This is a genomic window from Pseudomonas sp. XP2, assembly GCF_053557975.1.
The window spans coordinates 83,649-104,383 of sequence record NZ_JBNRIK010000014.1 but is presented as its reverse complement, the minus strand read 5'-3'; the positions used below and the strand labels follow the sequence as shown (position 1 = coordinate 104,383).

At 60.6% G+C, this 20,735-nt stretch carries 28 protein-coding genes and 2 pseudogenes; 11 read left to right on the top strand and 19 right to left on the bottom strand.

All coding sequences use genetic code 11. The features are described from left to right. Positions 1-29 precede the first annotated feature (29 nt). The 4 genes from ACK1VC_RS16620 to ACK1VC_RS16605 are packed head-to-tail and all read left to right on the top strand — an operon-like array spanning position 30 to position 2,652. The gene (locus ACK1VC_RS16620) at positions 30-248 is read left to right on the top strand and encodes an MbtH family protein (protein ID WP_016487662.1); all 219 of its coding nucleotides are present in this window, start codon (positions 30-32) and stop codon (positions 246-248) included. Then, positions 245-964, top strand: a complete 720-nt coding sequence (locus tag ACK1VC_RS16615) for a thioesterase II family protein (protein WP_191086723.1) — start codon at positions 245-247, stop codon at positions 962-964. Before ACK1VC_RS16620 ends, ACK1VC_RS16615 begins: the two co-directional genes overlap by 4 nt. A 57-nt stretch (positions 965-1,021) precedes the next feature. After that, positions 1,022-1,573 carry a hydrolase gene (locus tag ACK1VC_RS16610; protein ID WP_016487660.1) on the top strand — a complete coding sequence of 184 codons (552 nt, stop codon included), beginning with the start codon at positions 1,022-1,024 and terminating at the stop codon, positions 1,571-1,573. Positions 1,574-1,599: 26 nt separating this feature from the next. Then, the gene (locus ACK1VC_RS16605) at positions 1,600-2,652 is read left to right on the top strand and encodes a DUF1615 domain-containing protein (RefSeq protein ID WP_023048682.1); all 1,053 of its coding nucleotides are present in this window, start codon (positions 1,600-1,602) and stop codon (positions 2,650-2,652) included. 160 nt (positions 2,653-2,812) lie between these two features. Here the strand turns inward: ACK1VC_RS16605 and ACK1VC_RS16600 are convergent, their stop codons facing one another. From ACK1VC_RS16600 to ACK1VC_RS16560, 9 genes are all read right to left on the bottom strand, one after another. Beyond that, complete coding sequence (locus tag ACK1VC_RS16600; RefSeq protein ID WP_023048683.1) at positions 2,813-3,676, bottom strand: metal ABC transporter solute-binding protein, Zn/Mn family; 864 nt, start codon at positions 3,674-3,676, stop codon at positions 2,813-2,815. Continuing rightward, positions 3,673-4,572: a metal ABC transporter permease gene (locus tag ACK1VC_RS16595; protein WP_016487657.1), complete on the bottom strand. Its 900-nt coding sequence runs from the start codon at positions 4,570-4,572 to the stop codon at positions 3,673-3,675. Before ACK1VC_RS16595 ends, ACK1VC_RS16600 begins: the two co-directional genes overlap by 4 nt. Then, on the bottom strand, positions 4,569-5,318 hold the full coding sequence (locus ACK1VC_RS16590) for a metal ABC transporter ATP-binding protein (RefSeq protein ID WP_016487656.1): 750 nt from the start codon (positions 5,316-5,318) through the stop codon (positions 4,569-4,571). Before ACK1VC_RS16590 ends, ACK1VC_RS16595 begins: the two co-directional genes overlap by 4 nt. Next, positions 5,315-6,217 (bottom strand): metal ABC transporter substrate-binding protein, encoded by a 903-nt coding sequence (locus ACK1VC_RS16585; protein ID WP_016487655.1) that lies wholly within the window; start codon positions 6,215-6,217, stop codon positions 5,315-5,317. Before ACK1VC_RS16585 ends, ACK1VC_RS16590 begins: the two co-directional genes overlap by 4 nt. Positions 6,218-6,233: 16 nt before the next feature. Continuing rightward, positions 6,234-6,803 carry a DUF6162 family protein gene (locus tag ACK1VC_RS16580; RefSeq protein ID WP_191086721.1) on the bottom strand — a complete coding sequence of 190 codons (570 nt, stop codon included), beginning with the start codon at positions 6,801-6,803 and terminating at the stop codon, positions 6,234-6,236. After that, on the bottom strand, positions 6,800-7,120 hold the full coding sequence (locus tag ACK1VC_RS16575) for a hypothetical protein (protein ID WP_016487653.1): 321 nt from the start codon (positions 7,118-7,120) through the stop codon (positions 6,800-6,802). Before ACK1VC_RS16575 ends, ACK1VC_RS16580 begins: the two co-directional genes overlap by 4 nt. Continuing rightward, on the bottom strand, positions 7,117-7,656 hold the full coding sequence (locus ACK1VC_RS16570; RefSeq protein WP_016487652.1) for a hypothetical protein: 540 nt from the start codon (positions 7,654-7,656) through the stop codon (positions 7,117-7,119). The genes ACK1VC_RS16575 and ACK1VC_RS16570 overlap by 4 nt, the downstream gene beginning before the upstream one ends. Continuing rightward, positions 7,653-8,846, bottom strand: coding sequence for a PepSY-associated TM helix domain-containing protein (locus ACK1VC_RS16565; RefSeq protein WP_016487651.1), 1,194 nt, complete (start codon positions 8,844-8,846; stop codon positions 7,653-7,655). The genes ACK1VC_RS16570 and ACK1VC_RS16565 overlap by 4 nt, the downstream gene beginning before the upstream one ends. 175 nt (positions 8,847-9,021) lie before the next feature. Then, positions 9,022-10,356: a lysine N(6)-hydroxylase/L-ornithine N(5)-oxygenase family protein gene (locus tag ACK1VC_RS16560; protein ID WP_191086720.1), complete on the bottom strand. Its 1,335-nt coding sequence runs from the start codon at positions 10,354-10,356 to the stop codon at positions 9,022-9,024. 174 nt (positions 10,357-10,530) lie between these two features. On the opposite strand from ACK1VC_RS16560, the gene ACK1VC_RS16555 reads away from it, so the two are divergent. After that, a complete protein-coding gene (locus tag ACK1VC_RS16555) occupies positions 10,531-10,977 on the top strand; it encodes a hypothetical protein (RefSeq protein ID WP_016487649.1) in 447 nt (148 codons plus the stop codon). A gap of 86 nt (positions 10,978-11,063) precedes the next feature. Here ACK1VC_RS16555 and pbpG read toward each other — a convergent pair whose 3' ends face one another. Continuing rightward, positions 11,064-11,990, bottom strand: coding sequence for a D-alanyl-D-alanine endopeptidase (pbpG, locus tag ACK1VC_RS16550; RefSeq protein WP_016487648.1), 927 nt, complete (start codon positions 11,988-11,990; stop codon positions 11,064-11,066). A 130-nt stretch (positions 11,991-12,120) separates the two neighbouring features. Beyond that, entirely contained in the window at positions 12,121-12,279 is a 159-nt protein-coding gene (locus ACK1VC_RS16545; RefSeq protein ID WP_016487647.1) for a hypothetical protein, read from the bottom strand. Between the two features lie 171 nt (positions 12,280-12,450). Here ACK1VC_RS16545 and ACK1VC_RS16540 point away from each other — a divergent pair. The 3 genes and pseudogenes from ACK1VC_RS16540 to ACK1VC_RS16530 form a co-directional block, all read left to right on the top strand. Further along, a pseudogene (locus ACK1VC_RS16540) lies at positions 12,451-12,615 on the top strand (DUF2514 family protein); the annotation flags it as partial. 95 nt (positions 12,616-12,710) lie between these two features. Beyond that, on the top strand, positions 12,711-13,766 hold the full coding sequence (locus tag ACK1VC_RS16535; protein ID WP_023048810.1) for an acyltransferase family protein: 1,056 nt from the start codon (positions 12,711-12,713) through the stop codon (positions 13,764-13,766). A 141-nt stretch (positions 13,767-13,907) separates the two neighbouring features. Next, positions 13,908-14,129: pseudogene (locus tag ACK1VC_RS16530) on the top strand (hypothetical protein); the annotation flags it as partial. Positions 14,130-14,377: 248 nt separating this feature from the next. Here ACK1VC_RS16530 and ACK1VC_RS16525 read toward each other — a convergent pair. The 5 genes from ACK1VC_RS16525 to ACK1VC_RS16505 all read right to left on the bottom strand — a co-directional run bounded on the left by ACK1VC_RS16525 (position 14,378) and on the right by ACK1VC_RS16505 (position 17,134). After that, on the bottom strand, positions 14,378-15,133 hold the full coding sequence (locus tag ACK1VC_RS16525; RefSeq protein ID WP_197884382.1) for a hypothetical protein: 756 nt from the start codon (positions 15,131-15,133) through the stop codon (positions 14,378-14,380). Between the two features lie 329 nt (positions 15,134-15,462). Continuing rightward, a complete protein-coding gene (locus tag ACK1VC_RS16520; RefSeq protein WP_156343155.1) occupies positions 15,463-15,630 on the bottom strand; it encodes a hypothetical protein in 168 nt (55 codons plus the stop codon). A 169-nt stretch (positions 15,631-15,799) separates the two neighbouring features. Further along, positions 15,800-16,036: a hypothetical protein gene (locus ACK1VC_RS16515; protein WP_016487643.1), complete on the bottom strand. Its 237-nt coding sequence runs from the start codon at positions 16,034-16,036 to the stop codon at positions 15,800-15,802. Next, a complete protein-coding gene (locus ACK1VC_RS16510) occupies positions 16,036-16,272 on the bottom strand; it encodes a hypothetical protein (RefSeq protein WP_016487642.1) in 237 nt (78 codons plus the stop codon). The genes ACK1VC_RS16515 and ACK1VC_RS16510 overlap by 1 nt, the downstream gene beginning before the upstream one ends. A gap of 187 nt (positions 16,273-16,459) precedes the next feature. Beyond that, the gene (locus ACK1VC_RS16505) at positions 16,460-17,134 is read right to left on the bottom strand and encodes a polysaccharide lyase family 7 protein (RefSeq protein ID WP_023048808.1); all 675 of its coding nucleotides are present in this window, start codon (positions 17,132-17,134) and stop codon (positions 16,460-16,462) included. Between the two features lie 239 nt (positions 17,135-17,373). Here ACK1VC_RS16505 and ACK1VC_RS16500 point away from each other — a divergent pair, with 239 nt between their 5' ends. Next, positions 17,374-17,697 (top strand): DUF1654 domain-containing protein, encoded by a 324-nt coding sequence (locus ACK1VC_RS16500; protein WP_449117992.1) that lies wholly within the window; start codon positions 17,374-17,376, stop codon positions 17,695-17,697. 38 nt (positions 17,698-17,735) lie between these two features. Here ACK1VC_RS16500 and ACK1VC_RS16495 read toward each other — a convergent pair whose 3' ends face one another. Beyond that, entirely contained in the window at positions 17,736-18,560 is an 825-nt protein-coding gene (locus tag ACK1VC_RS16495) for a S24 family peptidase (protein WP_016487639.1), read from the bottom strand. Between the two features lie 163 nt (positions 18,561-18,723). On the opposite strand from ACK1VC_RS16495, the gene ACK1VC_RS16490 reads away from it, so the two are divergent. Continuing rightward, the gene (locus tag ACK1VC_RS16490; protein ID WP_023048806.1) at positions 18,724-19,056 is read left to right on the top strand and encodes a chemotaxis protein; all 333 of its coding nucleotides are present in this window, start codon (positions 18,724-18,726) and stop codon (positions 19,054-19,056) included. A 119-nt stretch (positions 19,057-19,175) separates the two neighbouring features. Here ACK1VC_RS16490 and ACK1VC_RS16485 read toward each other — a convergent pair whose 3' ends face one another. Together ACK1VC_RS16485 and ACK1VC_RS16480 are read right to left on the bottom strand one after the other, a co-directional pair. After that, a complete protein-coding gene (locus ACK1VC_RS16485) occupies positions 19,176-19,358 on the bottom strand; it encodes a hypothetical protein (RefSeq protein WP_016487637.1) in 183 nt (60 codons plus the stop codon). Positions 19,359-19,452: 94 nt separating this feature from the next. Then, positions 19,453-19,797 (bottom strand): hypothetical protein, encoded by a 345-nt coding sequence (locus ACK1VC_RS16480; protein ID WP_016487636.1) that lies wholly within the window; start codon positions 19,795-19,797, stop codon positions 19,453-19,455. Positions 19,798-19,958: 161 nt separating this feature from the next. Here ACK1VC_RS16480 and ACK1VC_RS16475 point away from each other — a divergent pair. Then, on the top strand, positions 19,959-20,735 hold a 777-nt coding region (locus ACK1VC_RS16475; protein WP_449117991.1), incomplete at its 3' end, for a shikimate 5-dehydrogenase.

Sequence of the window (20,735 nt, the reverse complement as noted above, 5' to 3'; positions counted from 1 at the left end):
GCGGCACTCATCATTCAAGGAGACAGGCAATGACTTCCGTTTTCGACCGCGACGATATCCAGTTCCAGGTAGTGGTCAACCACGAAGAGCAATACTCGATCTGGCCAGATTACAAAGCCATCCCCAACGGCTGGCGTGCCGTCGGCAAGAGCGGCTTGAAGAAGGAATGCCTGGCCTACATCGACGAGGTGTGGACCGACATGCGCCCGCTGAGCCTGCGTCAGAAAATGGCCGAAGCCGCCCAGTGACCGCGCTGAACCTGCTGTGCCTGCCGTACTCCGGGGCCAGCGCCATGGTCTACAACCGCTGGCGGCGCAAACTGCCCGCCTGGTTGCAAGTGCGCCCGGTGGAGCTGCCCGGGCGCGGCGCACGCATGGCCGAGCCGCTGCACACCGACATGCAAGTGCTGGCCCGGCAACTGGCCAGCGAGCAGCGCCTGGCGACGAGCGCCCCTTATGCGTTGCTCGGCCACAGCCTGGGTGCATTGCTGGCCTTCGAGCTGGCGCATGAGCTGCAGGCGCTGGGCTGCCCCGCGCCGCTGGCCCTGTTTGCCTGCGGTACGGCGGCACCCTCCCGGCGCGAAGACTACGACGGCAAGAACTGGCGCGAGCCCAAGCGCGACGCCGAGCTGATCCGCGAGTTGCGTGAGCTTCAGGGTACCCCTGAGGAAGTGCTGGCCAACGCCGAGCTGATGAGCCTGACCTTGCCTACCCTGCGCGCCGATTTTCTGCTTTGCGGCACATACGCCTACCGCCAGCGGGCGGCGTTGCAGTGCCCGCTGCACGTGCTGGGCGGGGCGGATGACCGGGCCAGCGACGAGCAATTGCAGGCCTGGCGCCAGGAAACCCAAGCCGAGTTCTCGCTGCAGATGTTTCCCGGTGGCCACTTCTTCATCCATGAGCAGGAGGACCACGTGCTTAGCGCGCTCACGGCTTCACTGGAACCGCTTCGGCTTTCTGCCTGATTGACGTCACCGCTTGCCTGGGGGAGGCTAGGCCTTTTCCCAGGCAAGGGGCGGACAATGCTGATCGATCCACACAAGGCCACGCTGCTGGTCGTCGACATCCAGGAAAAACTCATCGACGCCATGAGCGACCCTGAGGGTACTCGGGCACGGGCACGCTGGTTGTTGGCGGCGACCGCCGAGCTGGAGCTTCCGACGGTAATTTCCGAACAGTATCCCAAGGGCCTGGGGCATACCTTGGCGCCACTGCTGGCCGCAGCACCGGCAGCCGAAGTGGTGGAGAAAAGCCATTTTTCCTGTGTGGCTGCCGGTTGCCTGCCAGCGAGCCTGATGGCGCGTGAGCAGGTGATCGTGTGTGGTATGGAAACCCATGTCTGCGTGCTACAGACGGTGCTTGGCCTGCTGGCCTTGGGCAAGCAAGTGTTCGTGGTCGAGGATGCCTGCGACAGCCGTACCGCTGCCAGCAAGGCGGCGGGCCTGGCGCGCATGCGTGAGGCCGGGGCGCAGGTGGTGACCCGCGAGATGGTGTTGTTCGAATTGATGGGCAGCGCCGGCCACCCGCTGTTTCGCCACATCAGCAAAACCTACCTGGTCGGTGAACAGCCCTGAACGGCCGGTTACTGGCTGCCGGGTTGATGGCGCTGGCGCTGCTGCAAGGCTGTGCCGGGCGCCGTGAAGAAGCGCCCGAGGCGGACCCGGCCAAAGTCCGCGCCCAGCTGTTGCGGTTGCTGCCTGCGCAGGCCAAGGACCGCGAAGGCTGGGCCAAGGACATCCAAGTGGCGTTCGAGGCCCAGCGTATTACGCCGAGCAAAAGCAATTTGTGCGCTGTATTGGCGGTGACCGAGCAGGAATCCACTTTCACTGCCGACCCGCAGGTGCCCAACCTGGGGCGTATCGCCCGCGAGGAAATCGACCGCCGTGCCGGGCGCTTGCATATCCCCAGGCTACTGGTTGACGGTGCGCTCAAGGCGCCCTCCGGTAACGGCCAGAGCTACCAGCAGCGTTTGCAGGCGGTGCGCAGCGAGAAGCAACTGAGCGAGCTTTACGACGAGGTCATCGCCCGTGTACCGCTGGGCAAGACCTTGCTGGACGGGCTGAACCCGGTGCGCACCGGCGGGCCGATGCAGGTCAGCATCGACTTCGCCGAAAAGCATGCGCAGGCGTATCCCTACAGCCATGACGGCACGATTCGCCAGGAGGTGTTCACGCGGCGCGGCGGCATGTACTTCGGCATCGCCCACCTGTTGGGCTACCCCGCCAGTTACGAACGCCAGCTCTACCGTTTTGCCGATTTCAACGCGGGCTGGTACGCCAGCCGCAACGCGGCGTTCCAGGCCGCATTGGGCAAGGCGACCGGCGTGCCGCTTGCCTTGGACGGCGACCTGATTGCACCGGGGGCGATCATGCCAGGTGCCACCGAGCAAGCCGCAAGAAAGCTGGGGGCGAAGCTGGGGCTGCGTAACCCGCAGATTCGCAGCCAGCTGGAAGAGGGCGACAGCCTGGCGTTCGAGGACAGCAAGTTGTACAGCGGGGTGTTTGCCCTGGCAGATGCCAAGGCCGGTAAACCTGTGCCGCGGGCGGTATTGCCGGGGATCGAACTGAAGAGCCCCAAGATCACCCGCAAGTTGACCACGGCGTGGTTTGCCGGGCGGGTGGACGAGCGCTATCAGCGGTGCATGAAGCGTTAACTTTTCAGCTGACGCGATCCATTGTGGGAGCGGCCTTGCGTCGCGAAAGGGCCGCATAGCGGCCCCAGGGTTTCTGCGTTGATACAAAAATTGCGGGGCTGCTGTGCAGCCCTTTCGCGACGCAAGGCCGCTCCCACATTGACCACATCGGCCTGCTCGATCAGCTTTCGCCCAATGCCCCAACCACCTGGTCGACACTGGTCTTGAGCCCTGCAAACGCATCGTCAGGGTCACTCTCCACCACCACCAGCTTCGCCCCGGCGGCCTTGATCGCTTCGGCTACTGCGGCCTCCGGCTGGCGGTGGTCCAGCACCAGTGCTACATCCTGCGCTTTCAGGTTCTCCTCCAGCGCCTTGAGCGCGGCAGCATCCCATTCGGTCGGCAGCGGTTGCTCCACCACATCCAGGTTCAATCCGCTGGCCAGGTAACCCAACCGCTCGGACAGGCTCACCACCGTCAGGTTGTCGACCTTGGCCAGGCGTGTCTGGCTGCTGGCAGAAAGCTCCAGCAGCTGGCGCTTGAGCCCCGCCAGGTTGCCCTGGATCTTCGCTTTGTCACCCGGGGCCAGGCGCTCCAGGTCATTGGCCACCACATCGGCCATACGCCCGAGGTTGGTCGGGTTGAGCCAAGGGTAGGCGCCATAGGCATCATCACCGGAGACTGCAATCCCTGGCAGCGCACCATCCACCGGCCGTGCGGCATCGATTTCGACGATGCGGATGTTGCTGCGCCGGGCCATCGGGTACAGCGGGTCGTCACGCCAGATCGAACGCACACCGATTACCGCGTCGGCCTGTTGTGCGACTTTTTCCAGGCTGGCGCCACCGCGCCCGCTGAAGTACGACGGCTGCCGGCTGGCCGGCAGGTTGGCCGGCGCCGCACGTTTTAGCTGTACCGCAGTGCCGTCGAGCAGGGCGCTGGCCAGGCTGTGGGTGACGGGCAGGGTGGTCAGCACTTGTGTGGCAAAAGACAGCGACGGCAGGCCGGCCAGGGCCAGCGCCAGGGTCAGGCGTTTCAGGTTCATGCCGGGTTTCCTTGCAGGCGAGGGACAAGGGCGCGGGCCAGGGCGGCCAGGGCAAAGCAGATGCCCGCGACCAGGATGATGGCGGCGCCTGACGGTACTGGCAGGTCGAACACGATCGGAAGCAGGATGCCAAACAGGGTGCTGACAGTGGCAATCACCACCGACAGGAAGAAAAAGCCCTTGAGCGACTGGCTGACAAGGCGAGCGGCGGCAGCGGGAATGACCAGCAGCGCGCCGACCAGGATGGCCCCGATCACCTTCACGGCGGCCACGGTCACCAAAGTCACCAGCACCACGAACAGGTAGTCCAGGGTTTTCACCGCTACCCCGCGCACAGCTGCCAGCTGTGGGTTGAAGCTGGCCAGCATGATGCGGTTGTACAGCGGCAGCGCCAAAGCCAGCACCAGGACCGCGACGATGCCCAACACCACCAGGTCCTGGCCGCTGACGGTCAGCACCGAGCCGAACAGCACGTTCTCGAGGATGTGCACGTTGATCTTGCCCGCCAGCATCAACAGCAGGCTGGCGCCCAGCGCCAGCGACACCGACAGGAACACGCCAATCAGGGTGTCCGGCGACAGCCCGGTACGGTTGCGCAGGAAATTGAGCAGGATGCCGAACAGCAGGCAGTAGCCGAACAGGCTGCCGTAAGGGCCGGTGTAGGGCTCGCCCAGCAGGATACCGATGGCCACCCCGGTCAGCGCGGCATGGCCCACTGCCTCGGAGAAGAAAGCGAAGCGCTTGACCACCACCAGGGTGCCCAGGCCGCCCAGCACCGGGCCGATCATCAGGCCGGCCAACAGGGCGTTGACCACGAAACCGTAGGCCAGCGCCTCGGGCAGGTAACCAGCGGTGGCCCAGTCCTGGACCAGTTGGCGAAATGCTTCAAAACTCATGGGGCAAGGCTCTCGCTACGCGGGTGAACAGAGAACAGGCCGAGCAGGCGCTCCGGGGTCAGGGCCTGAGCGGGGGGGGCGTCGAACAGCACCTTGCGGCTCAGGCCGGTTACCCGGTCAGCAAGGCGCAGCACCGCTTCCAGGTCGTGCTCGATCCACAGCACGGTGGTGCCCGCCTGGCGCCAGCCCTTGAGCAACTGCTCGAACACCTGGATACCGGCTTCATCGAGTGCCGACATGGGTTCGTCCAGCACCAGCAACTGCGGCTCGGGGATCAAGCCCTGGGCCAGCAGCACGCGCTGGCGCTCGCCCCCGGACAGCGCACCCATGCGCCGCTTGCGTTTGTCTAGCATGCCGACCTGCGCCAAGGCGGCGTCTATGGCCGGTTGCACCCGCCGCGACAGCCCGAGAAAGGCGGGGCGGCGCTGGCACATGGCGGCCATGAAGTCGTCCACGGTCATCGGCAGGCCGCGGTCGAACTCCAGGGCCTGCGGCACATAGCCGATCACCTCGCGTGCGCTTGGCCAATGCAGGGTCAACTGGCCCTGATGCGGCATCTGCCCGAGCAGGGTCTTGATCAGCGAGCTCTTGCCGCCGCCATTGGGGCCGACGATGGCATGCACGCTGCCGGCGGCCACAGTGAAAGCGACCTGTTCAAGGATGCGTGTGCGGCCTAGCGTCAGGTCGATGCCAGCGAACTCGATGCGTGGCCCGCAGGCCGTCACCAGGTTGGCGGCGGCGGTCATGCGCGGTTCTCCTGAATGGCGCGGACCACGGTGTCGAGGTTGCGCTTCATTTCCACTTCGTACTTGTCCTTGGTGTATTCGCCATAAGAGATGTGCGTCAGCGGGTACAGGCGCACACCAGATTCACGCTGGATGGTTTCGACATAGGCCGACGGGAAGTCCATTTCCGAGAAGATCACCTTCACGTCCAGGGCTTTGAGCTGGTCGATGGTCTTTTTCAACTGGGCCGGGCTGGGTTCGATGCCGTGGGCCGGTTCGACCACGGCGGTCACCTCCAGGCCGAAGTCGCGGACCAGGTAATCGTAGGCGGCGTGGATGGTGGCCACCCGGAAGGTGGCGCTGGGGGCCTCGGTGACCTTGGCCAGGGCATCGGCACGCAGGGCGCGCAGGCGCTTGGCGTAGGCGCGGGCGTTTTGCGTGTAGAGCTTGGCGTTGTCCGGGTCGAGCTTGCCCAGTTCACGGGCGATGTTGTTGACCTGGGCGATGGTGGTGCTGATCGACAGGAAGGTGTGTGGGTTGACCACCTTGCCGGCGCCGCGGGCGGCAATACCGGTGGCCGCCAGCAACGGAACGTTCTGGTTGGCCTCGATGGTATTGATGCCGGGCTTTTCGCTGGCGGCGATCATGCGGTCGGCGAAGTCGTCGTGGCCCACGCCGTTGAGCACCACCACGTCCAGGGTGCCGATGCGCCTGATGTCCTCGGCCCGTGGCTCGTAGGCGTGGGGGTTGAAGCCCGCTGGAATCAGCGGCACCACTTCGGCCTTGTCGCCGACGATGTTGGTCACGTAGCTGTAGTAGGGGTGCAGGGTGATGCCGATGCGCAGCGGCTTGCCGTTATCGGCCAGGGCCGTTGCCGGCAGGGCAAGCGCCAGGAGCAGGGCGAGGGCGGAGCGGAACATGGGGAAGTCCTTGGGTTCAGTGACGGTGTTCGCGGGTAACCCCGGCGTCGTAGTGGCTGACCACCTGCTGCCAGCCAGCGGCAATCAGTGCCGCCTGGCCGAGGTCGTCCGGGGGCGTGGCGGCGCTGTCGCGGCGCAGCCAGACATCGGCCTGGCCAGTGCTCTCGGCCGGCAGGATCAGCAGCAGGCTGCCGGCGATTTCAGGGGCCTGGCTGCGGCCCAGGTAGGCGCCGGGCTCCAGCCATGACCAGTGGTGGCCGCCACGGCTCTGGCTGCCTGTGTCGACCACGAAGGGCGGCAGGCCTTCTTCGGCCAGGGCCTGCACGCTAGGCACGGCAGCGTTTTCTTCACGCAGCAGCTGGATCTCGTCGAAGGCCACCCGCAGGTCGGTGTACAGGCCTTGCTCGGCGGCGGTGAGGTCGCGACGGGCGTCGATCTGGTGGCTGGCGATGGTCTGTTCGTCTTCGCGCTCGCCACGCAGCAGCACCACGCTGGCGGCGAGCAGCACGATCAGCAGGCTGATCAGCAGCACGTACAGGGTTTCGTGCCCGGCGCCGGCCGGGCGAATCACTTGGGCGCGGCTCATGGCTGGCCAATATCGGCGTAGTCGACTTCCACGACATGCCCTGGGCCGGCATCAAACAGCACGTAGAACTCGCCGTCCGGGCGCTTGAAGGTGAGTGTCGAGTCGTCGCCAAGCTTGCCGCCGACCAGCACCTGTTCGTCATAACCGATCACATCCAGGGTCACCCCGGGGGCACCGCTACCGTCCGAAAAACCGCCGGTGCACTTGACCTGGCCGCCGGCCGTTTCTTCGCATTCGCACATCGGGTTATGCGCCAGGGCGGGGCCGGCGGCCAGTACCAGCAAGGGCAGGGCGAGGGTTCGCATCAGCTGTTTCATTTCTTGCCTCCTTGTTTTTCGAGCCAGGCCACGGTGGCTGGCGATGCTTTGGCCAGGGGGACCGACGCCTGGTGCATGCTGCCGTCCCAGCCTTCCAGGGTGATCCAGATCTGTGCGTCAGGCTTGGTGCGGGGCGGGATGGGCAGGTTGGTGCCCATGCGATAAGGCGCACCAAAGAAGATCGTGCCGGCGGCACGCAGGCTGCGCGGTTTGCCAATGCGCAGGTAAACGGCCTTGACGTCATTGATGCAGGCCTTGCACAGCGCTGCGTTGAAGGATTTGAAATCGCCAGCGGGGCCGTCCGGGCGTGGTGCTTCGTCACGCAGTTCAGCCAAATCCAGGGTGTAGGGGCCTGCCTGGATACCGGTGATCACGTTGGCACCCAGCCCGGCGTCGCCACGGAACAGCTTTGCGTCGTTGAAATACTTGGGCATGAAGCCCAGCGGTACCAGGATCAGCAGGATGTTCAGGTGGAAACGCCACTTCAGCCACCACTGCTTCAGTGGGCTGGCGGGTACGGCCTGGGCGTGGCTCATGATTGGGTCTCCAGGGAGGTCTGGGCGCGTTCGGTACGGGGTGCGCGTTCGCTGCGCTTGAGGGCGGCGGCGGTGGCCTGCGCGGTGCGCTTGGTCCAGATCAGCAAACCGCTGAACACCATCAGGGTGAGTATCAGCCCGAAGAAGAACCAGATCAGCTTGATCGGCAGGCCGCCGAAGTCGCCGGTGTGCAAGGGGCGCATGGACTCGGTGACGAACTCCAGCGTGGAGCGGTCGCTGAGCAGGAACTGGCTGTCGACTTTGCGCGTGTAAGGATTGACTTCGGCGCTTTGGAACATCAGCGGATACCAGCCGCGCCCGCCCATTGAAACATGGCTGTAAGCGGTAGACGGCAACGAAACGAAGGTGATATCCAGGCCGGGAATGGCCAGGCCGGCGATGCGTGCCGCCTCATCGAGGTCAATGCGCGGGGCAGGGCTGCCATCTGGTGTTTGCGGCACTTCTTCGCGGGCGATCACCGGCACGATGGGCCGGCTGGAAATGGTGATGTGGTTGTCGAACAGGATTGCCTGGATCAGGAACCAGGTACCGGTGATGGAAATGACCGCGATGAACCAGATCGACCAGACGCCCGCCAGGCGATGCAGGTCGCCCCAGAAGATGCGCGAACCATGCCCCGTGCGTACCGGTTTGAAGAAGCCCTTCCAGAACTTCTTGTACACCACCAGCCCGGTTACCAGCGATGCCAGCATGGGCAAGCCAAGGATCGACACCAGGTACCAGCCCCAGCTGAAGCCGTTGGTGAACGGCACCAGCCACCAGCCGTGCAGGGCGCGGGTGAAGGCTTCGAAGTTGAAGTCGGGGGACTTGCCCTGGATGGCACCGGTGTACGGGTTGACGTACAGCGTCGGGCTGGTGCCGTCGGGGAAGGTGACATCGGCCGTGAGGGCAAAGTGCGAGCCGTCGGGCTGTATGAGCGAGTCCACGACCATGTCCGGTTCGGCTTTGTGCAGGGCGTCCAGCACTTGCTGGAAGCTAAGGCGCTCGGCGTCGGCATCGGGTTTGCTGGCGCGCACATCGGGGTTGGCGAGCCAGACGATTTCCTGGCTGACCACGGCGAGCATGCCGGTAAAGCAGACAATCAGCACAAAGAACCAGATCGGCAGGGCGAGCCAGCTATGGACCAGGAACCACAGCCTGGATTTGGATTTTTTCGGTGATTTGGCCATCAGACGGTCTTCTGCATTGGGTGGTCGAGCGTGTGCCCAACCAAAGAGGGCTGTACTGATAAGGACGAATGAGAATTGAAAACCTGCCGTTTTAAATGCAAGCAAATGTTTCTAAGCGCAAAGCCGGCCTGTGCGCGAGGCGTCAGGCCGGCTTTGAAGGCATGCAGCAGCGGGGTCAGGCGTGGGTCATGGCCACGGCCGGTTGCGGTTTGCCGTGCAACTGCGCCAGGTCCTGGTACAGCGCCCGGCCAATTTCCGCAGCGCGGGCCGGCAGCACCGAGAGCAGGGTGTCGCTCAGGCCGTGGCTGTTCTCGCAGAACCCTTGCAAGTAAACCGACGCCTGCAGGTCGGGGCTTGCCAGTACGCGGTAGTTGCGGTCAACGCTGAAATCGTCCAGGTAACCGGCAAGCGGTGCCAGCAGGTCACGGTGCGAGCGGCGCTCGTAGCCGGTGGCGAGGATCACGGCGTCGTAGCGGTGGGTTTGCTGCTGGCCGGTGGCAAGGTCGCGCAGGGTCAGTTCCAGGCCTTCGCGGGTGGCCACCACGGCTTCGACCTGGCGGCGGCACAGCACGTTGTGACGGTGCTGGTGGGCGACCTTCTGCCGGTACAGGATGCCGTAGATGCGCTCGATCAGGTTAAGGTCGACCACCGAGTAGTTGGTGTTGTGGTATTCGCCCAGCAGTTTGCTGCGCTGGTCGGCCGGTTCGTTGTAGACCAGGTCGGTGTAGTCCGGTGAGAAGATTTCGTTGACGAACGGGCTGTCGTCGGCGGGTTTGAGGGCCGACCCACGCAGGATCATGTCGACCTTGACCGACGGGTAGCTGTCGTTCAGATCAATGAACGCCTCGGCGGCGCTTTGCCCCGACCCGATCACCGCGATGCGCATGGGTTTGCCGGCGGTGCACGGCAGCTTGTTGAGGCTGCTCAGGTATTGGGAGTGATGGAAAACCCGCGGGTCGTCCTTGAAGGCACCAAACTTTTCCGGGATTTTTGGTGTGCCGCCGCTGCCGACCACCACCGAGCGGGTGCGGCGGCTGTATTCGCGGCCTTGGGCGTCGCGCGAGACCAGGCGCAGGTGCTCGACCCGGCCGGCATTCACCTCTGGTTCGATGCGCAGCACTTCCTGGCCATATACCGCCTGGGTGGCGAAATGGTCGGCGGCCCAGCGCAGGTAGTCGTTGTACTCCAGGCGGCAGGGGTAGAAGGTGCCGAGGTTGATGAAGTCGGCCAGGCGCTGCTTCTGGTGCAGGTAGTTGACGAAGCTGTAGGGGCTGGTGGGGTTGCGCAACGACACCAGGTCCTTGAGGAACGAAATCTGCAGCTCGCTCTGGGTGGCAAGGGTTTCGCCGTGCCAGCGGTAGTCCTGCTGCTTGTCGATGAACAGCGCGTCGAGGGCATGGCCCTGGGACTCGGCGAGTTCTTCCAGGGCAATGGCCAAGGCCAGGTTGGAAGGGCCGAAGCCCACGCCGATCAGATCTTTGATGGTTTCCTGCTGTGAGGACTGGCTCATGGCTGCGATTCCCTGAATGGTCGAAATTGGACGCCCGCCGGCGCTCCGGCTCCTGCGCAAGTACATGTGTTGGAACGAGCCAGTCGCGGGGGAATTTAAGCGGGCTAAAGAACTGCCAGGGATGGCCGATAGGGTGGTTACGGCAAGGACCTATCTTTCAGCCAGGGAATCGAGATGAGCGCAATTACGGCTAGCAACCTCATGATCAATGGCGTTTCAGCGCAGACGCTGAGCGCCAACGCAGCCAACGAACGCGAACAGGCAAAGCAGGCCGGTGAGGCGCTGGGCCCCTTGAGCATCAGTAGCGACAGCATGAAAGTTTCAGCGGGTAGCCAGGCGCAACCTGCGGACAGTGAAGACAGTGGTGAGTCAGAGGCCGTATCCGAGCTGCGTCAGCTGATCAAGGATCTGCAGAAGCAACTGGTCGAGGAGCAGAAGCAGTTGGCTGCGCTGCAGAACAGCAAGATGGATGAAGCGGCCAAGGCCGCTGCGGTGGGCGCCAAGCAGGCAAGCATTGCCACTATCAACGGCCAGATCATGGCAGCCACGGCACAGCTGCTGGAGCTGTTGCAGCAAGAGGGTGGCAGCAGCTCGGGCGGGATGGTCAGCGCCACGGCCTGACTGCCTGGTGCAACGCCTGCAGGAGCGGCCTTGCGTCGCGATGGGCCGCTCCTGCACAGGTTCTGTGCAGCCCCAGGGGCATGCGGTTATTCGGCCGCTACACGCCCCTTGTTCTGCCGCTCGGTCTTGTACTGCATGGCCACTGCCGGTGCCGGCTTGGCGGCCCCGGTCTCCAGCCACTGACGCATGCGGCTGGCATCGGCAAAGTGGGTGTACTTGCCGAAGGCGTCGAGGATGACCATGGCCACCGGACGGTTATCCATGCGGGTCAGCAGCACCAGGCAGTGCCCTGCTTCGTTGGTGAAGCCGGTCTTGGTCAGCTTGATGTCCCAGTTGCTCTTGTTCACCAGGTGGTCGGTGTTACGGAAGCCCAGGGTGTAGTTGGGCTTGCGGAAGGCCACAGTCTTCTCACGCGTGGTCGACAGCTCGCTCAGCATCGGGTATTTGCGCGAGGCCATCAGCAGTTTGGCCAGGTCGCGTGCGGTGGACACGTTCTGCGTCGACAGGCCGGTCGGCTCAACGTAGCGGGTATGCGCCATGCCCAGGCTGCGGGCCTTGGCATTCATCGCCTTGATGAACGCCGGGTAGCCGCCGGGGTAGGCGTTGGCCAGGCTGTTGGCCGCACGGTTTTCCGACGACATGAGGGTGATCAGCAGGGTCTCGCGGCGATCGAGTTGGCTGCCCAGGCGTACGCGGGAATACACGCCTTTCATTTCCGGGTTGTTGGCAATGGTCATGGTGAGCATTTCATCCATGGGCAGCTTGGCATCCAGTACCACCATCGCCGTCATCAGCTTGGTGACCGAGGCGATCGGCACCACGCGGTCGGCGTGGCTCGAATACAACTCCTGGTTGGTATTCAGGTCGATCAGCAAGGCGCTGCCTGAAGCCAGATGCAACTTGGACGGATCTCGTTGGGCTTGGGCCGGGGGTTGTGCAGCAGCAGTCGACGGAAGGGTCGCGGTACCTGTGAGCAACAGCAGCAGGCTGAGGATGGACAGGGATTTTTTCACGTTGAGGCTCACTAAAAGTTGGTATGTCGTTGGCTGTGCAAGGGTTTTCCCCCTAAAACCGATGCATTCTGGAGTATGGCTGAATTGCTGTCGAATGCCTTATGACTAAAGGGCGCAAGGTGAACGAAATTTAATCCTGCGCCGATGCTGTACCCATTACGTTCTTTTCCAGTTTCGCCAGTTCCGCCCAATCGTTGGCAGAATTCAACCACTTAGCGTAGGTCGAGAGAAGCACCTGCACCGAGTGCCCAAGCTGCCCAGCAATAAACGCTGGATTCATCCCCGACATGAGGCACATCGTGGCATATGTGTGCCGGCAATTGTACTGAGGCCTGTGCCTGAGCCCCTTTGCCTCTAGCGCCTGGTTGAAGTGCCTGCCGCCGGTTTCGGGCACGGTGATGTGTGGTGATGAGCCAGAAGGCTGGAAGATGAATGGCGACTTCGTCGAGACGCGAATATCGCCGCTGTCGCCCGAGGCGAGGTAGCCACCCGCGCCGCCATTGTGCTCTCCGAGCTGCTCTCACGGGCTGATGAACGAGCGGGAGAGTTGGCGCAGGCTTATGACCGGGCACGCATAGCCGGTCATCAGTGCGAAGCGTCCTATGACGCACTCGGGCGAAAATAACCATCTGAGACTTCAGCCTCTCAAGATATTGAGAAATGCGACGTACCTGGCGATAATGGCGAATTAATCTCATACACTTGCAATGGACTGCGCGCGTGGAAAAATTCTACGGAATACAATATTTGAGAGGCATTGCAGCTGGGCTGGTTATCATCTACCATTCCATGGTGATGATTGCTGTAGCACCATACTTCGATAACCCGGTGGGTGATTTTGGTGTAGATATATTCTTTGTTATATCCGGGTTCGTAATGTGGGTAACCACAGAGGGTAAGAATAAAGGTATAAGAGAGTTTTGGGTTTCGCGGATATTGAGAGTGGCGCCGTTATACTGGGTGTTCACCTGTGTGCTTGTCGCTGCCGCGCTATTAATGCCAAGCTTGTTTTTCAACTCCCGCGCAGTCGATCCAGTATTCCTGCTTAAGTCACTGTTTTTCATTCCCGCCCTAAACCCAGATGTGGGTGATGTCACGCCTGTATACACCATTGGGTGGACCCTCACATATGAGATGTTCTTTTACGCGATATTCGGTCTCTCCTTAGCATTGCAAAACCTAAGAATGAGACTTCTGTTCTTGGCTGCAGTTATAGTTGCACTTGCTATTGTTGGGTCTGCTTTGGCTCCAGAAGGGCCATTGGGCAAAACCTACACAAGCCCGATCATCATTGAATTTCTGCTTGGCGTCTTGCTAGGGGTCACCAGGCAGCGCTGGGTGGGTATCGGTTTTTTGCCGACAAGTCTATTGGTTGGGGCTAGTAGTGTGGCGCTGGTATTAGCTGATTTCACCCTATTCACTCGGCCTTTAGTATATGGCGTCCCGGCGTTTTTCTTAGTCGCAGGATTTATCTCGATTGAGAAGTACATTCGGTCAAATATCAATAGGGTCGCTCTGTTGTTTGGGGAGGCATCTTATTCACTGTATTTGTCGCATCCAATTTCTCAACGAATCTGGTATGTGCTATTTGTAACGACGTTTGGGCAGATAACCAGCCTTGCGATGGCAGTCTGGTACGCGGTAGGCGCTGTGACTGCTGGGCTGCTAGGCGGAATTGTATGCTACCTTCTTGTAGAGAAATATCTGCTGACGCTGGCAAAAATTATTTCACGCTCGTCCCTTAAGGCCGGCACGGCTATTGAAGTGCAGCGCTAGCGTGATCACACCATTAGGCTGCTTGCTGGTTTTTTCTTTGAAGCAGCCTAATCTTGGCTCTGGAGGTTTCACGCTTGAATGGGGCTTCAACGTTGGTTACTGACCAAACCTTTCCATATCATTCCTGCTTGGAGCTTAGGCATGGATGAGCGGACTTTCATCGGGATGGTTGAGGCCGGCGAGCCGCTGATTCAGAAGGCGATCGACGCCATGCGCTGTTACCACCAGACGCAGGATCATGGCGCGCCTGCAGAGGAGATCGAGCGCCTGCGCCTGCTGGCTGAGTCGCTCTTCCAGGCGGTCTCCGATTACAAGCTCCACGTCGTGGCCAAGGCCCGGGGCAAGGATCTGCCGCCGCTCCACTCAGCTGGCTTTATCAACTCAGCTCCCTGTTTGCGTACATTCCTCACGACTGAGCCCAACCGATACCACGCGAACACGTCGGATAGCCCCTCGTCCAAAGTTGAGGGTTATTTGCTCGGCATGTGTGTTCGATGTAGTCAGGTTAGGCACGCTCCAGCAAGACTGGGAAAAGTACGCCGGATGTCGACCATGCTGTTGGAAATATTGGCTGTAAAGACCCCACCCTACGGAGGGGTGGGGCTCTACCTTTACGATAAATACAGCTTTTTAGCTGAGGCGCGCAGTTCTGGTGAGGCGGATTTAAGATATTTCTCCAAATTGAGAGGTCGTTTTGCGTCGCGCTCTTTCTGAACCTGTTCAATAATGGCGTTGCGATATTCTTGTGGGATTCCGATCAACTTAAGAGATTGATCGATTTGGAGATTGCTTGGGATGTTGCTGTAGTCAAGCAGGGACGTCTGTGCGTAATAGGCAATAGCATTTGTTGCTATATCTGAGATGCCTGAGCTTTCGAAATTGTAGGTCCACAGGCAATAGTCAATGCGTACGGGAACGTATGTTTCTTCGATGCCTTTATCTGGATCTGCTGCATGTCCATCGAGTGCGATTAAATAGAGCTTTTTGTTGCTTGATGCACCTGATGAGTTACCAATTAATGTGTCTAGTGCAGTACCTATCAAGCCGGTTAAGGCATCGCGCCATTTAGCTTCCGGACTATGTAATAGACTGTCGACAGCATTCTTGATGCCTGCCGACGGTCCAGAAGATGACATTACATGAGTCCCCTCGTCCTGCATAATGTAGAGGCCTGGAGGGATCTGGGTGGGCGATCCAGACTTAGCGTCAGACTTAGATTTGGCAATGTCGTCTTCAACGAGTCGTTTTATTTCTGAAAGTTTTGTTTGAGCGAGTACATCTAACATCTGCAAAGAAGCTTTCACTTCTTTAGCTTTTTCGTCAGCGTGATTCTCTAAAGCCCTAATAGCGTTTTGAACAATTCCCATTGTTAGCTCCTTGCTTACGTTATCCCTGGGGAGAGCTCTTGAAAAAAATCAAGAATCAAAATATCTAGCACAAAACTGGAAATCTGCCAGCTGCAGCCCGAAAGCACTTTCGAAAAATGTGGGCTAAGGGTCCTAACCTTGTGCTTGGAACGTAGCCGCCTGGTGACGAGAGGGGCTGGAAGGCCCGTAAATACGGGCCTCCGTAACTTTCTAGAACCCGCCAAAATCCAAAAAACACCTCTGGAGTATGGCTGAATTGCTGTCGAATGCCTTATGACTAAAGGGCGCAAGTTGAACGAAATTTAATCCTGCGCCGCGTGAAAGGCGTATCAGGATGCGATCAGATAGGCCGCCAGGCCCTTGGCAATTCGCCACGGCTTCCAGATTGAAAGGTGATCGAACAGTCGGCTGTAGTTGCCCGCCAGCCCTGCAACCGCAAGGTAGACAAACCACTTTCGCAGCACCCTGGAGAACTTTCTTTTGATGAGTCGCAACAATCGGCACACCTTGAACCATGGCCCTGTCGCAAAAACGAAAAAGCCCAACATGGTGTTGGGCCTCAGCGCCACTCCTCAACGCAGGAATGACAGGAGGGGGAAATTTACGGCACGGCCATATGATACCGCAAGCCTTTTAGAGCCCCTGTTTCATGGGCGGGGCTGCTCTCTAGCCTTCGGGAAGCGTAATGCCGCACACGAACTCACTCGAGCCAAGGCGATGTGAACCGTACTCCACAACATAACCAGCGCCGAGGCGCGCTGCCTCCACCTGGGCTGTCTTCTGGTCGGCATAGACGTCGACAAAATGCCATGGATGCTTGTCCCGAAGCACACCCCAGCCGAGCACCCAGCCCTCCTTGTCGGGGTCTGGAGGCAGGTTTTTCGCCAGGCTGCGTATAACCATCAATCTGCTCGCAATATGGGGAACTGCTCTGCGGGATTGCGTGACTCGGCGTTCATCAACCCGCACGCAGTCGCAGCCTCGGATTTGTTGATATAGCCGCGCTTGAGTCGTTGTTTCTCCTGGTTGTCATAGATATCGAAGCCGCCCGAAGCGGTCGCGGCGTAGAACCGGTTGCCGATGCGGAAGGATTCACCTTCCACTGGCACAGCAGGAACGATAACGAATCTTGGTTGCATGTTTCGCGCCTCCCCAGGCAGAGAGGTAATTATTAGTCTGAGAGCGGGCAGGCAACAATATGACTCATCGAGACTAATCACTGGCGTGGCGTGTCACGCGCGTCAACCATGCGCTTTTGGTCAGTTGGCATCCCGATGCAATCTGTGATGGGGCGGGGCATCGGGATGCTTTGCCGGCTAATGTCGCTCAGCGATGAATCAGCGAGAGTTCGCTGATGATGCAGACCGAGCCGTCGTCGGCCGGTGTTGCGTCGGTATAGTCAACCTGGTTGTAGATGCCGCCGTGGAACTCGAACAGCTGCGAAGACCAGGTGCTGTCGAGCTGTAGATCGCCGGACGTGCCGGATACCCCGTTGCATTTGGCTGTTACATTGACCACGCCTGCAGACGTGGTGTGGAGGCTCACGTCGAACCTGCCACCCAGCGGCACACCTTTGAGTACTGTCGAGTTTACCGGGTCGGTCTGGTTGTAGGTCCGCCGAAACCCCAGGGTAATGTTGCCTTTGTTCCAGAACACCTTCACCGGCGGGCTGTCATCCCCGCGCACGTGCATCTGGGCGATCACCACCTTTTGCGCCGCGTTGACCTTGGTCAGCGTCATGGTCTGGCGATTCCAGTGGTCCTGGGCGCTTCCCAGTGTCCAGTCTTCTGTTTCTGTCCATTCGCAGCGGGTCCTGTGGGTACTTTTGCTCGAAGCGCCCTTGGTGGGGGCTGAAAGCTGGATTGACCCATCGCTGAGGACCTTCACCACACTCGGGAACCGGGCGATCGCTTCAGCACCGCTGAGTTCGAGTGCTACAGGGTTGCTTGGGGAGACCGCCACCGGGGTGGCGATGGTGAGATCGTTGATGTCTACGGTCATGGTAACTCCTGACGAAAAGGGCCTGAATGACGAAGCGTTCCAGCAGCTTTGCGGTGGCTGGCGCAACGAAATTAGCCTTGGGCTAAATTCAAGTCAATAGCCATTGGCTAAATAAATTTCGCTATAGGCAAAATTGCCTGGAGGCGAAATTTTCCGGTGGCAGGGGTTTACGGTGGATTTGGCGGTGAGATAAGCTTTCCCTGAATACTGTACAAACATACAGATATCAGGATGAGAATATGTTCAAGCACGTGAACGCAGCCCCCCGGCAGTGCCAGGGAATGACCGGAGTAGAGCGGCTTAGCCTGCGGGTGTCGTCGAGGATCAACCACCCGCTGGCGCAGACGCAGCGCTGGGTGGTTGTGCACCGGCTGGATACCGACGGTGATGCGGAATGGGACGAGGTGATGGGCCTGCTGCTGGAGACGCCCGAGTTGAACCTTACCTTCAACGATGACCAGAGCGTGACGGTGCGCTGGGCGCGCACCAGCGTGCAAGCACGTGACGACTCCAGCGTCGAGCAGTACAACGAGGAGGTGATGGAGGAGGCGCCGCCATTTTGAGCCTCAGCAAACGCCCGCCTTAAGAGGCGGGCTTCGTTTTACACAAGGTGGGCATTCCACACCAGTAGGACCCTGGCCTGGATGTAGGTCTCTTCTCGGCGGATCATGCGGTCCTTGTGCCGCGAATTGTCGGAGATCATCTCGAAATGGTCCTCATCAGCAATCTGCAGTCGCTTGATGTAAATATGGTCGCCCCAGGAGAAAAAGTAGATGCCATCGCCGACGAACTCGCGGATGCTGACATCGACGATCAGCGGGTCGCGGTGCTTGATGGTCGGCTCCATCGACTGGCCCCAGCCCGTTACCATCTTCAGGTGATGGTGCTCCGTGAACGTCACACCCAGTTCGCGCAGATGGCTGGGGCTGACGCGGACGTCTGTGAACATCTCGGGGTAGTCGTGAGGGATCTGGCCACCGCCCATGGCAGCCCGCACATCGTAGTGAGCAATCCACACTTCGTCGCCGACCAAGCCAGGGCGAACACGGTCAGCCTTTAGCAGCGTGGCATTCTGCGGTTCTTCTGCAGCGGCCAGCAACCTTTGGCGGGTTTCTTCAGGGATGCCTCTGCCGCTTCTGGCAAGCATCTGCTTGACCAGGTCGGCTGCCGAAAGTTTACCGTCGCCGGCTTCGACCGAAGGCTGCCCAGGGTCGCCTGCCGACAGTGCGTCGAACCAACCCCGAGGCAAACCTTCGATGCCCTCGATTCGGCGGGCCACGTCATCGCCCAGGTTTTTCACGGTCTTGTCGGAAAGGATCTGGCTGAGGTGTGCAGGCGCCATCCCCCAGCGTTCTGCGCAGGATCCCTTTCTCTGGCTGCCGATGAGCTTGACCAGGTTGTGCTTGCGAATGTCGTAGATGTCCATAGGGCGAAGCATGCCAGTGTTTAGCTTGCTGCTAAATGCGCGCATAGCTAAATTTCTCTTGTGGCAAAGTTAGCTGTAGGCTAAATTAAATTCACCAGCAAGGGAAGCCAGCGAGACATTTTTCTCCGGGGCTCATGGCATCATCATATGTAATGAGGTTCACATGGATCCGACCGACTTCGGCCCGGGCACAGTCACTTGGCTGAGCGGCACGGGCACTGTGTTACTGGGTGCAGGTCTGTGGCTGCGCAAGTGGTTATCCAGGGATGCAACCGAGCGTGCGATGGACAGTGCAGATATTGCAGTCATCCGCCGACTGACCGACCTGCTGGACATTGAGCGCGATGCCCGCAGAGAGGCAGAGGCCAAAGCCGACCAGTTCGCCAGGGAACGCAACGAGCTGGTGATAAGCGTCGGCCGGCTACAGGGCAAAGTCCTGGCACTGACCAGCCAGTTGGCTATGGCTACAAAAAACACTGGCCCGAAAAAACTGTAGGAGCGAGCTTGCTCGCGATGCGCCCCCCACACAGTAACGGCCAGGCGTTTCGGCAAAAAAAAGCCCGCCAGATCGGCGGGCCATAAAGGGCGTAGGGAGCAACGCACAACAAATTCGGGTCAGGCGACCAGGGTGCCTGGTTGCAACTGTTCAACCAGGGCCTGCGCCGCAGCAAGGGTCGGCATCGGGCCGCTTACGGCTTCGCCGTTGCGCACCAGGTACCAGCATGCCAGCCGGCCCTGTTCACGCAGTGAAGTGGGAACGGCGCTGCCGACAACGGACATGATCTGGATAGTGGCCATGTGGACCTCCTGTGAAACATGGCCCTACGATACGCAGCAGCCTGGGCACTTTGAAATCAACTTCCTCGATAGTGGTCATTAGTTCTATCAACCATTACCAGCGTGGCGGTCCGTAATACACCGGTGGCGGGCCGTAGTAGGTGCGGTAGCCCGGGGGCGGTGGTGCCGGTGCGTAGTACGGCTGGTAGTACACCGGTTGCGGCGGCGGTTGCACGTACACCGGCGGCGGCCCGTAATAGACCGGCTGGCGTTCAACGTACACAGTACGGTCACGCCCGCCATAAACCGTTGCCCCGACCACGGCGCCGACCACTGCCGCACCCAGGACCGGGCCCGGTCCATACCAGCCACCGCCGCCATGGCCACCGTGAGCAGCAGCGGGCCCGCTGATGGCCAAGGCACCGACCAGCAGGGCGATTCCGGGAATGTGACGGATCATGGAGCACCTCGCAGAGAAAGCCCACGTTCGGGGGCCTTGATAATATGACTCCAGTCTCTGTCAGCTGAGCACAGGGGAACGGTAAAGGTTGTGTAAGGGACGACCAGTGGTCGCCTCTGTTACGCTGCACAAACGTTTCAGTTCTGACACAGGAGCAGGCTATGTCGACAACTCCCAGCAGGGATACCGTGCTGTGCATCTCCTTGGCCGGCCGCCCCGGCACCTTTGGCGTGCGTTTTCACAACCACCTGTACCAGCAGCTGGGCCTGGACTTTTACTACAAGGCCATGCGCACCGATGACCTGCCGGCGGCGGTGGCGGGTATCCGCGCCTTGGGTATCCGCGGCTGCGGCGTGTCCATGCCGTACAAGGAGGCCTGTATGGCGCTGGTCGATGAAATCGACCCGTCGGCGGCGGCCATCGAGTCGGTCAATACCTTGGTCAATACCGGTGGCCACCTGAAGGCCTACAACACCGATTACCTGGCCGTGCGCCAGTTGCTGGCGCAGCATCAGGTCGATCCGGGCACCGCCTTTGCCCTGCGTGGCAGTGGTGGCATGGCCAAGGCCGTGGCCAGTGCCCTGCGTGATGCAGGCTTTGCCGAAGGCATCATCGTTGCGCGCAACGAGCAGGCCGGTCGGCAACTGGCAGATGTGTGTGGTTATCGCTGGCTGGCTGAGTTGGGCGACATCTGCCCGCCGATGCTGGTGAACGTGACGCCGATCGGTATGGCTGGCGGGCCGGAGGCAGAGGTGCTGGCGTTTTCTGAGCATGCCATAGCGGCGGCCGAGCGGGTGTTCGATGTGGTGGCGATGCCGGCGCAGACGCCGTTGATTCGCCGGGCGCAGGCGTTGGGCAAGCCGGTGATTACCGGGCTGGAGGTCATTGCGCTGCAAGCGCTGGAGCAGTTTGTGCTGTACACGGGTATCAGGCCGACG

What these genes read in the sequence shown, in the direction of transcription:
- ACK1VC_RS16485 (WP_016487637.1), bottom strand. Translation starts at nt 19,358, where the DNA reads ATGGCCACTATCCAGATCATGTCCGTTGTCGGCAGCGCCGTTCCCACT.
- ACK1VC_RS16595 (WP_016487657.1), bottom strand. Translation starts at nt 4,572, where the DNA reads ATGAGTTTTGAAGCATTTCGCCAACTGGTCCAGGACTGGGCCACCGCT.
- ACK1VC_RS16600 (WP_023048683.1), bottom strand. Translation starts at nt 3,676, where the DNA reads ATGAACCTGAAACGCCTGACCCTGGCGCTGGCCCTGGCCGGCCTGCCG.
- ACK1VC_RS16580 (WP_191086721.1), bottom strand. Translation starts at nt 6,803, where the DNA reads ATGAGCCGCGCCCAAGTGATTCGCCCGGCCGGCGCCGGGCACGAAACC.
- ACK1VC_RS16480 (WP_016487636.1), bottom strand. Translation starts at nt 19,797, where the DNA reads ATGATCCGTCACATTCCCGGAATCGCCCTGCTGGTCGGTGCCTTGGCC.
- ACK1VC_RS16570 (WP_016487652.1), bottom strand. Translation starts at nt 7,656, where the DNA reads ATGAGCCACGCCCAGGCCGTACCCGCCAGCCCACTGAAGCAGTGGTGG.
- ACK1VC_RS16525 (WP_197884382.1), bottom strand. Translation starts at nt 15,133, where the DNA reads ATGGGAATTGTTCAAAACGCTATTAGGGCTTTAGAGAATCACGCTGAC.
- ACK1VC_RS16490 (WP_023048806.1), top strand. Translation starts at nt 18,724, where the DNA reads ATGGATCCGACCGACTTCGGCCCGGGCACAGTCACTTGGCTGAGCGGC.
- ACK1VC_RS16565 (WP_016487651.1), bottom strand. Translation starts at nt 8,846, where the DNA reads ATGGCCAAATCACCGAAAAAATCCAAATCCAGGCTGTGGTTCCTGGTC.
- ACK1VC_RS16495 (WP_016487639.1), bottom strand. Translation starts at nt 18,560, where the DNA reads ATGGACATCTACGACATTCGCAAGCACAACCTGGTCAAGCTCATCGGC.
- ACK1VC_RS16500 (WP_449117992.1), top strand. Translation starts at nt 17,374, where the DNA reads ATGTTCAAGCACGTGAACGCAGCCCCCCGGCAGTGCCAGGGAATGACC.
- ACK1VC_RS16505 (WP_023048808.1), bottom strand. Translation starts at nt 17,134, where the DNA reads ATGACCGTAGACATCAACGATCTCACCATCGCCACCCCGGTGGCGGTC.
- ACK1VC_RS16545 (WP_016487647.1), bottom strand. Translation starts at nt 12,279, where the DNA reads ATGTCGGGGATGAATCCAGCGTTTATTGCTGGGCAGCTTGGGCACTCG.
- ACK1VC_RS16560 (WP_191086720.1), bottom strand. Translation starts at nt 10,356, where the DNA reads ATGAGCCAGTCCTCACAGCAGGAAACCATCAAAGATCTGATCGGCGTG.
- ACK1VC_RS16590 (WP_016487656.1), bottom strand. Translation starts at nt 5,318, where the DNA reads ATGACCGCCGCCGCCAACCTGGTGACGGCCTGCGGGCCACGCATCGAG.
- ACK1VC_RS16515 (WP_016487643.1), bottom strand. Translation starts at nt 16,036, where the DNA reads ATGGTTATACGCAGCCTGGCGAAAAACCTGCCTCCAGACCCCGACAAG.
- ACK1VC_RS16575 (WP_016487653.1), bottom strand. Translation starts at nt 7,120, where the DNA reads ATGAAACAGCTGATGCGAACCCTCGCCCTGCCCTTGCTGGTACTGGCC.
- ACK1VC_RS16605 (WP_023048682.1), top strand. Translation starts at nt 1,600, where the DNA reads ATGGCGCTGGCGCTGCTGCAAGGCTGTGCCGGGCGCCGTGAAGAAGCG.
- ACK1VC_RS16610 (WP_016487660.1), top strand. Translation starts at nt 1,022, where the DNA reads ATGCTGATCGATCCACACAAGGCCACGCTGCTGGTCGTCGACATCCAG.
- ACK1VC_RS16555 (WP_016487649.1), top strand. Translation starts at nt 10,531, where the DNA reads ATGAGCGCAATTACGGCTAGCAACCTCATGATCAATGGCGTTTCAGCG.
- ACK1VC_RS16620 (WP_016487662.1), top strand. Translation starts at nt 30, where the DNA reads ATGACTTCCGTTTTCGACCGCGACGATATCCAGTTCCAGGTAGTGGTC.
- ACK1VC_RS16510 (WP_016487642.1), bottom strand. Translation starts at nt 16,272, where the DNA reads ATGCAACCAAGATTCGTTATCGTTCCTGCTGTGCCAGTGGAAGGTGAA.
- ACK1VC_RS16585 (WP_016487655.1), bottom strand. Translation starts at nt 6,217, where the DNA reads ATGTTCCGCTCCGCCCTCGCCCTGCTCCTGGCGCTTGCCCTGCCGGCA.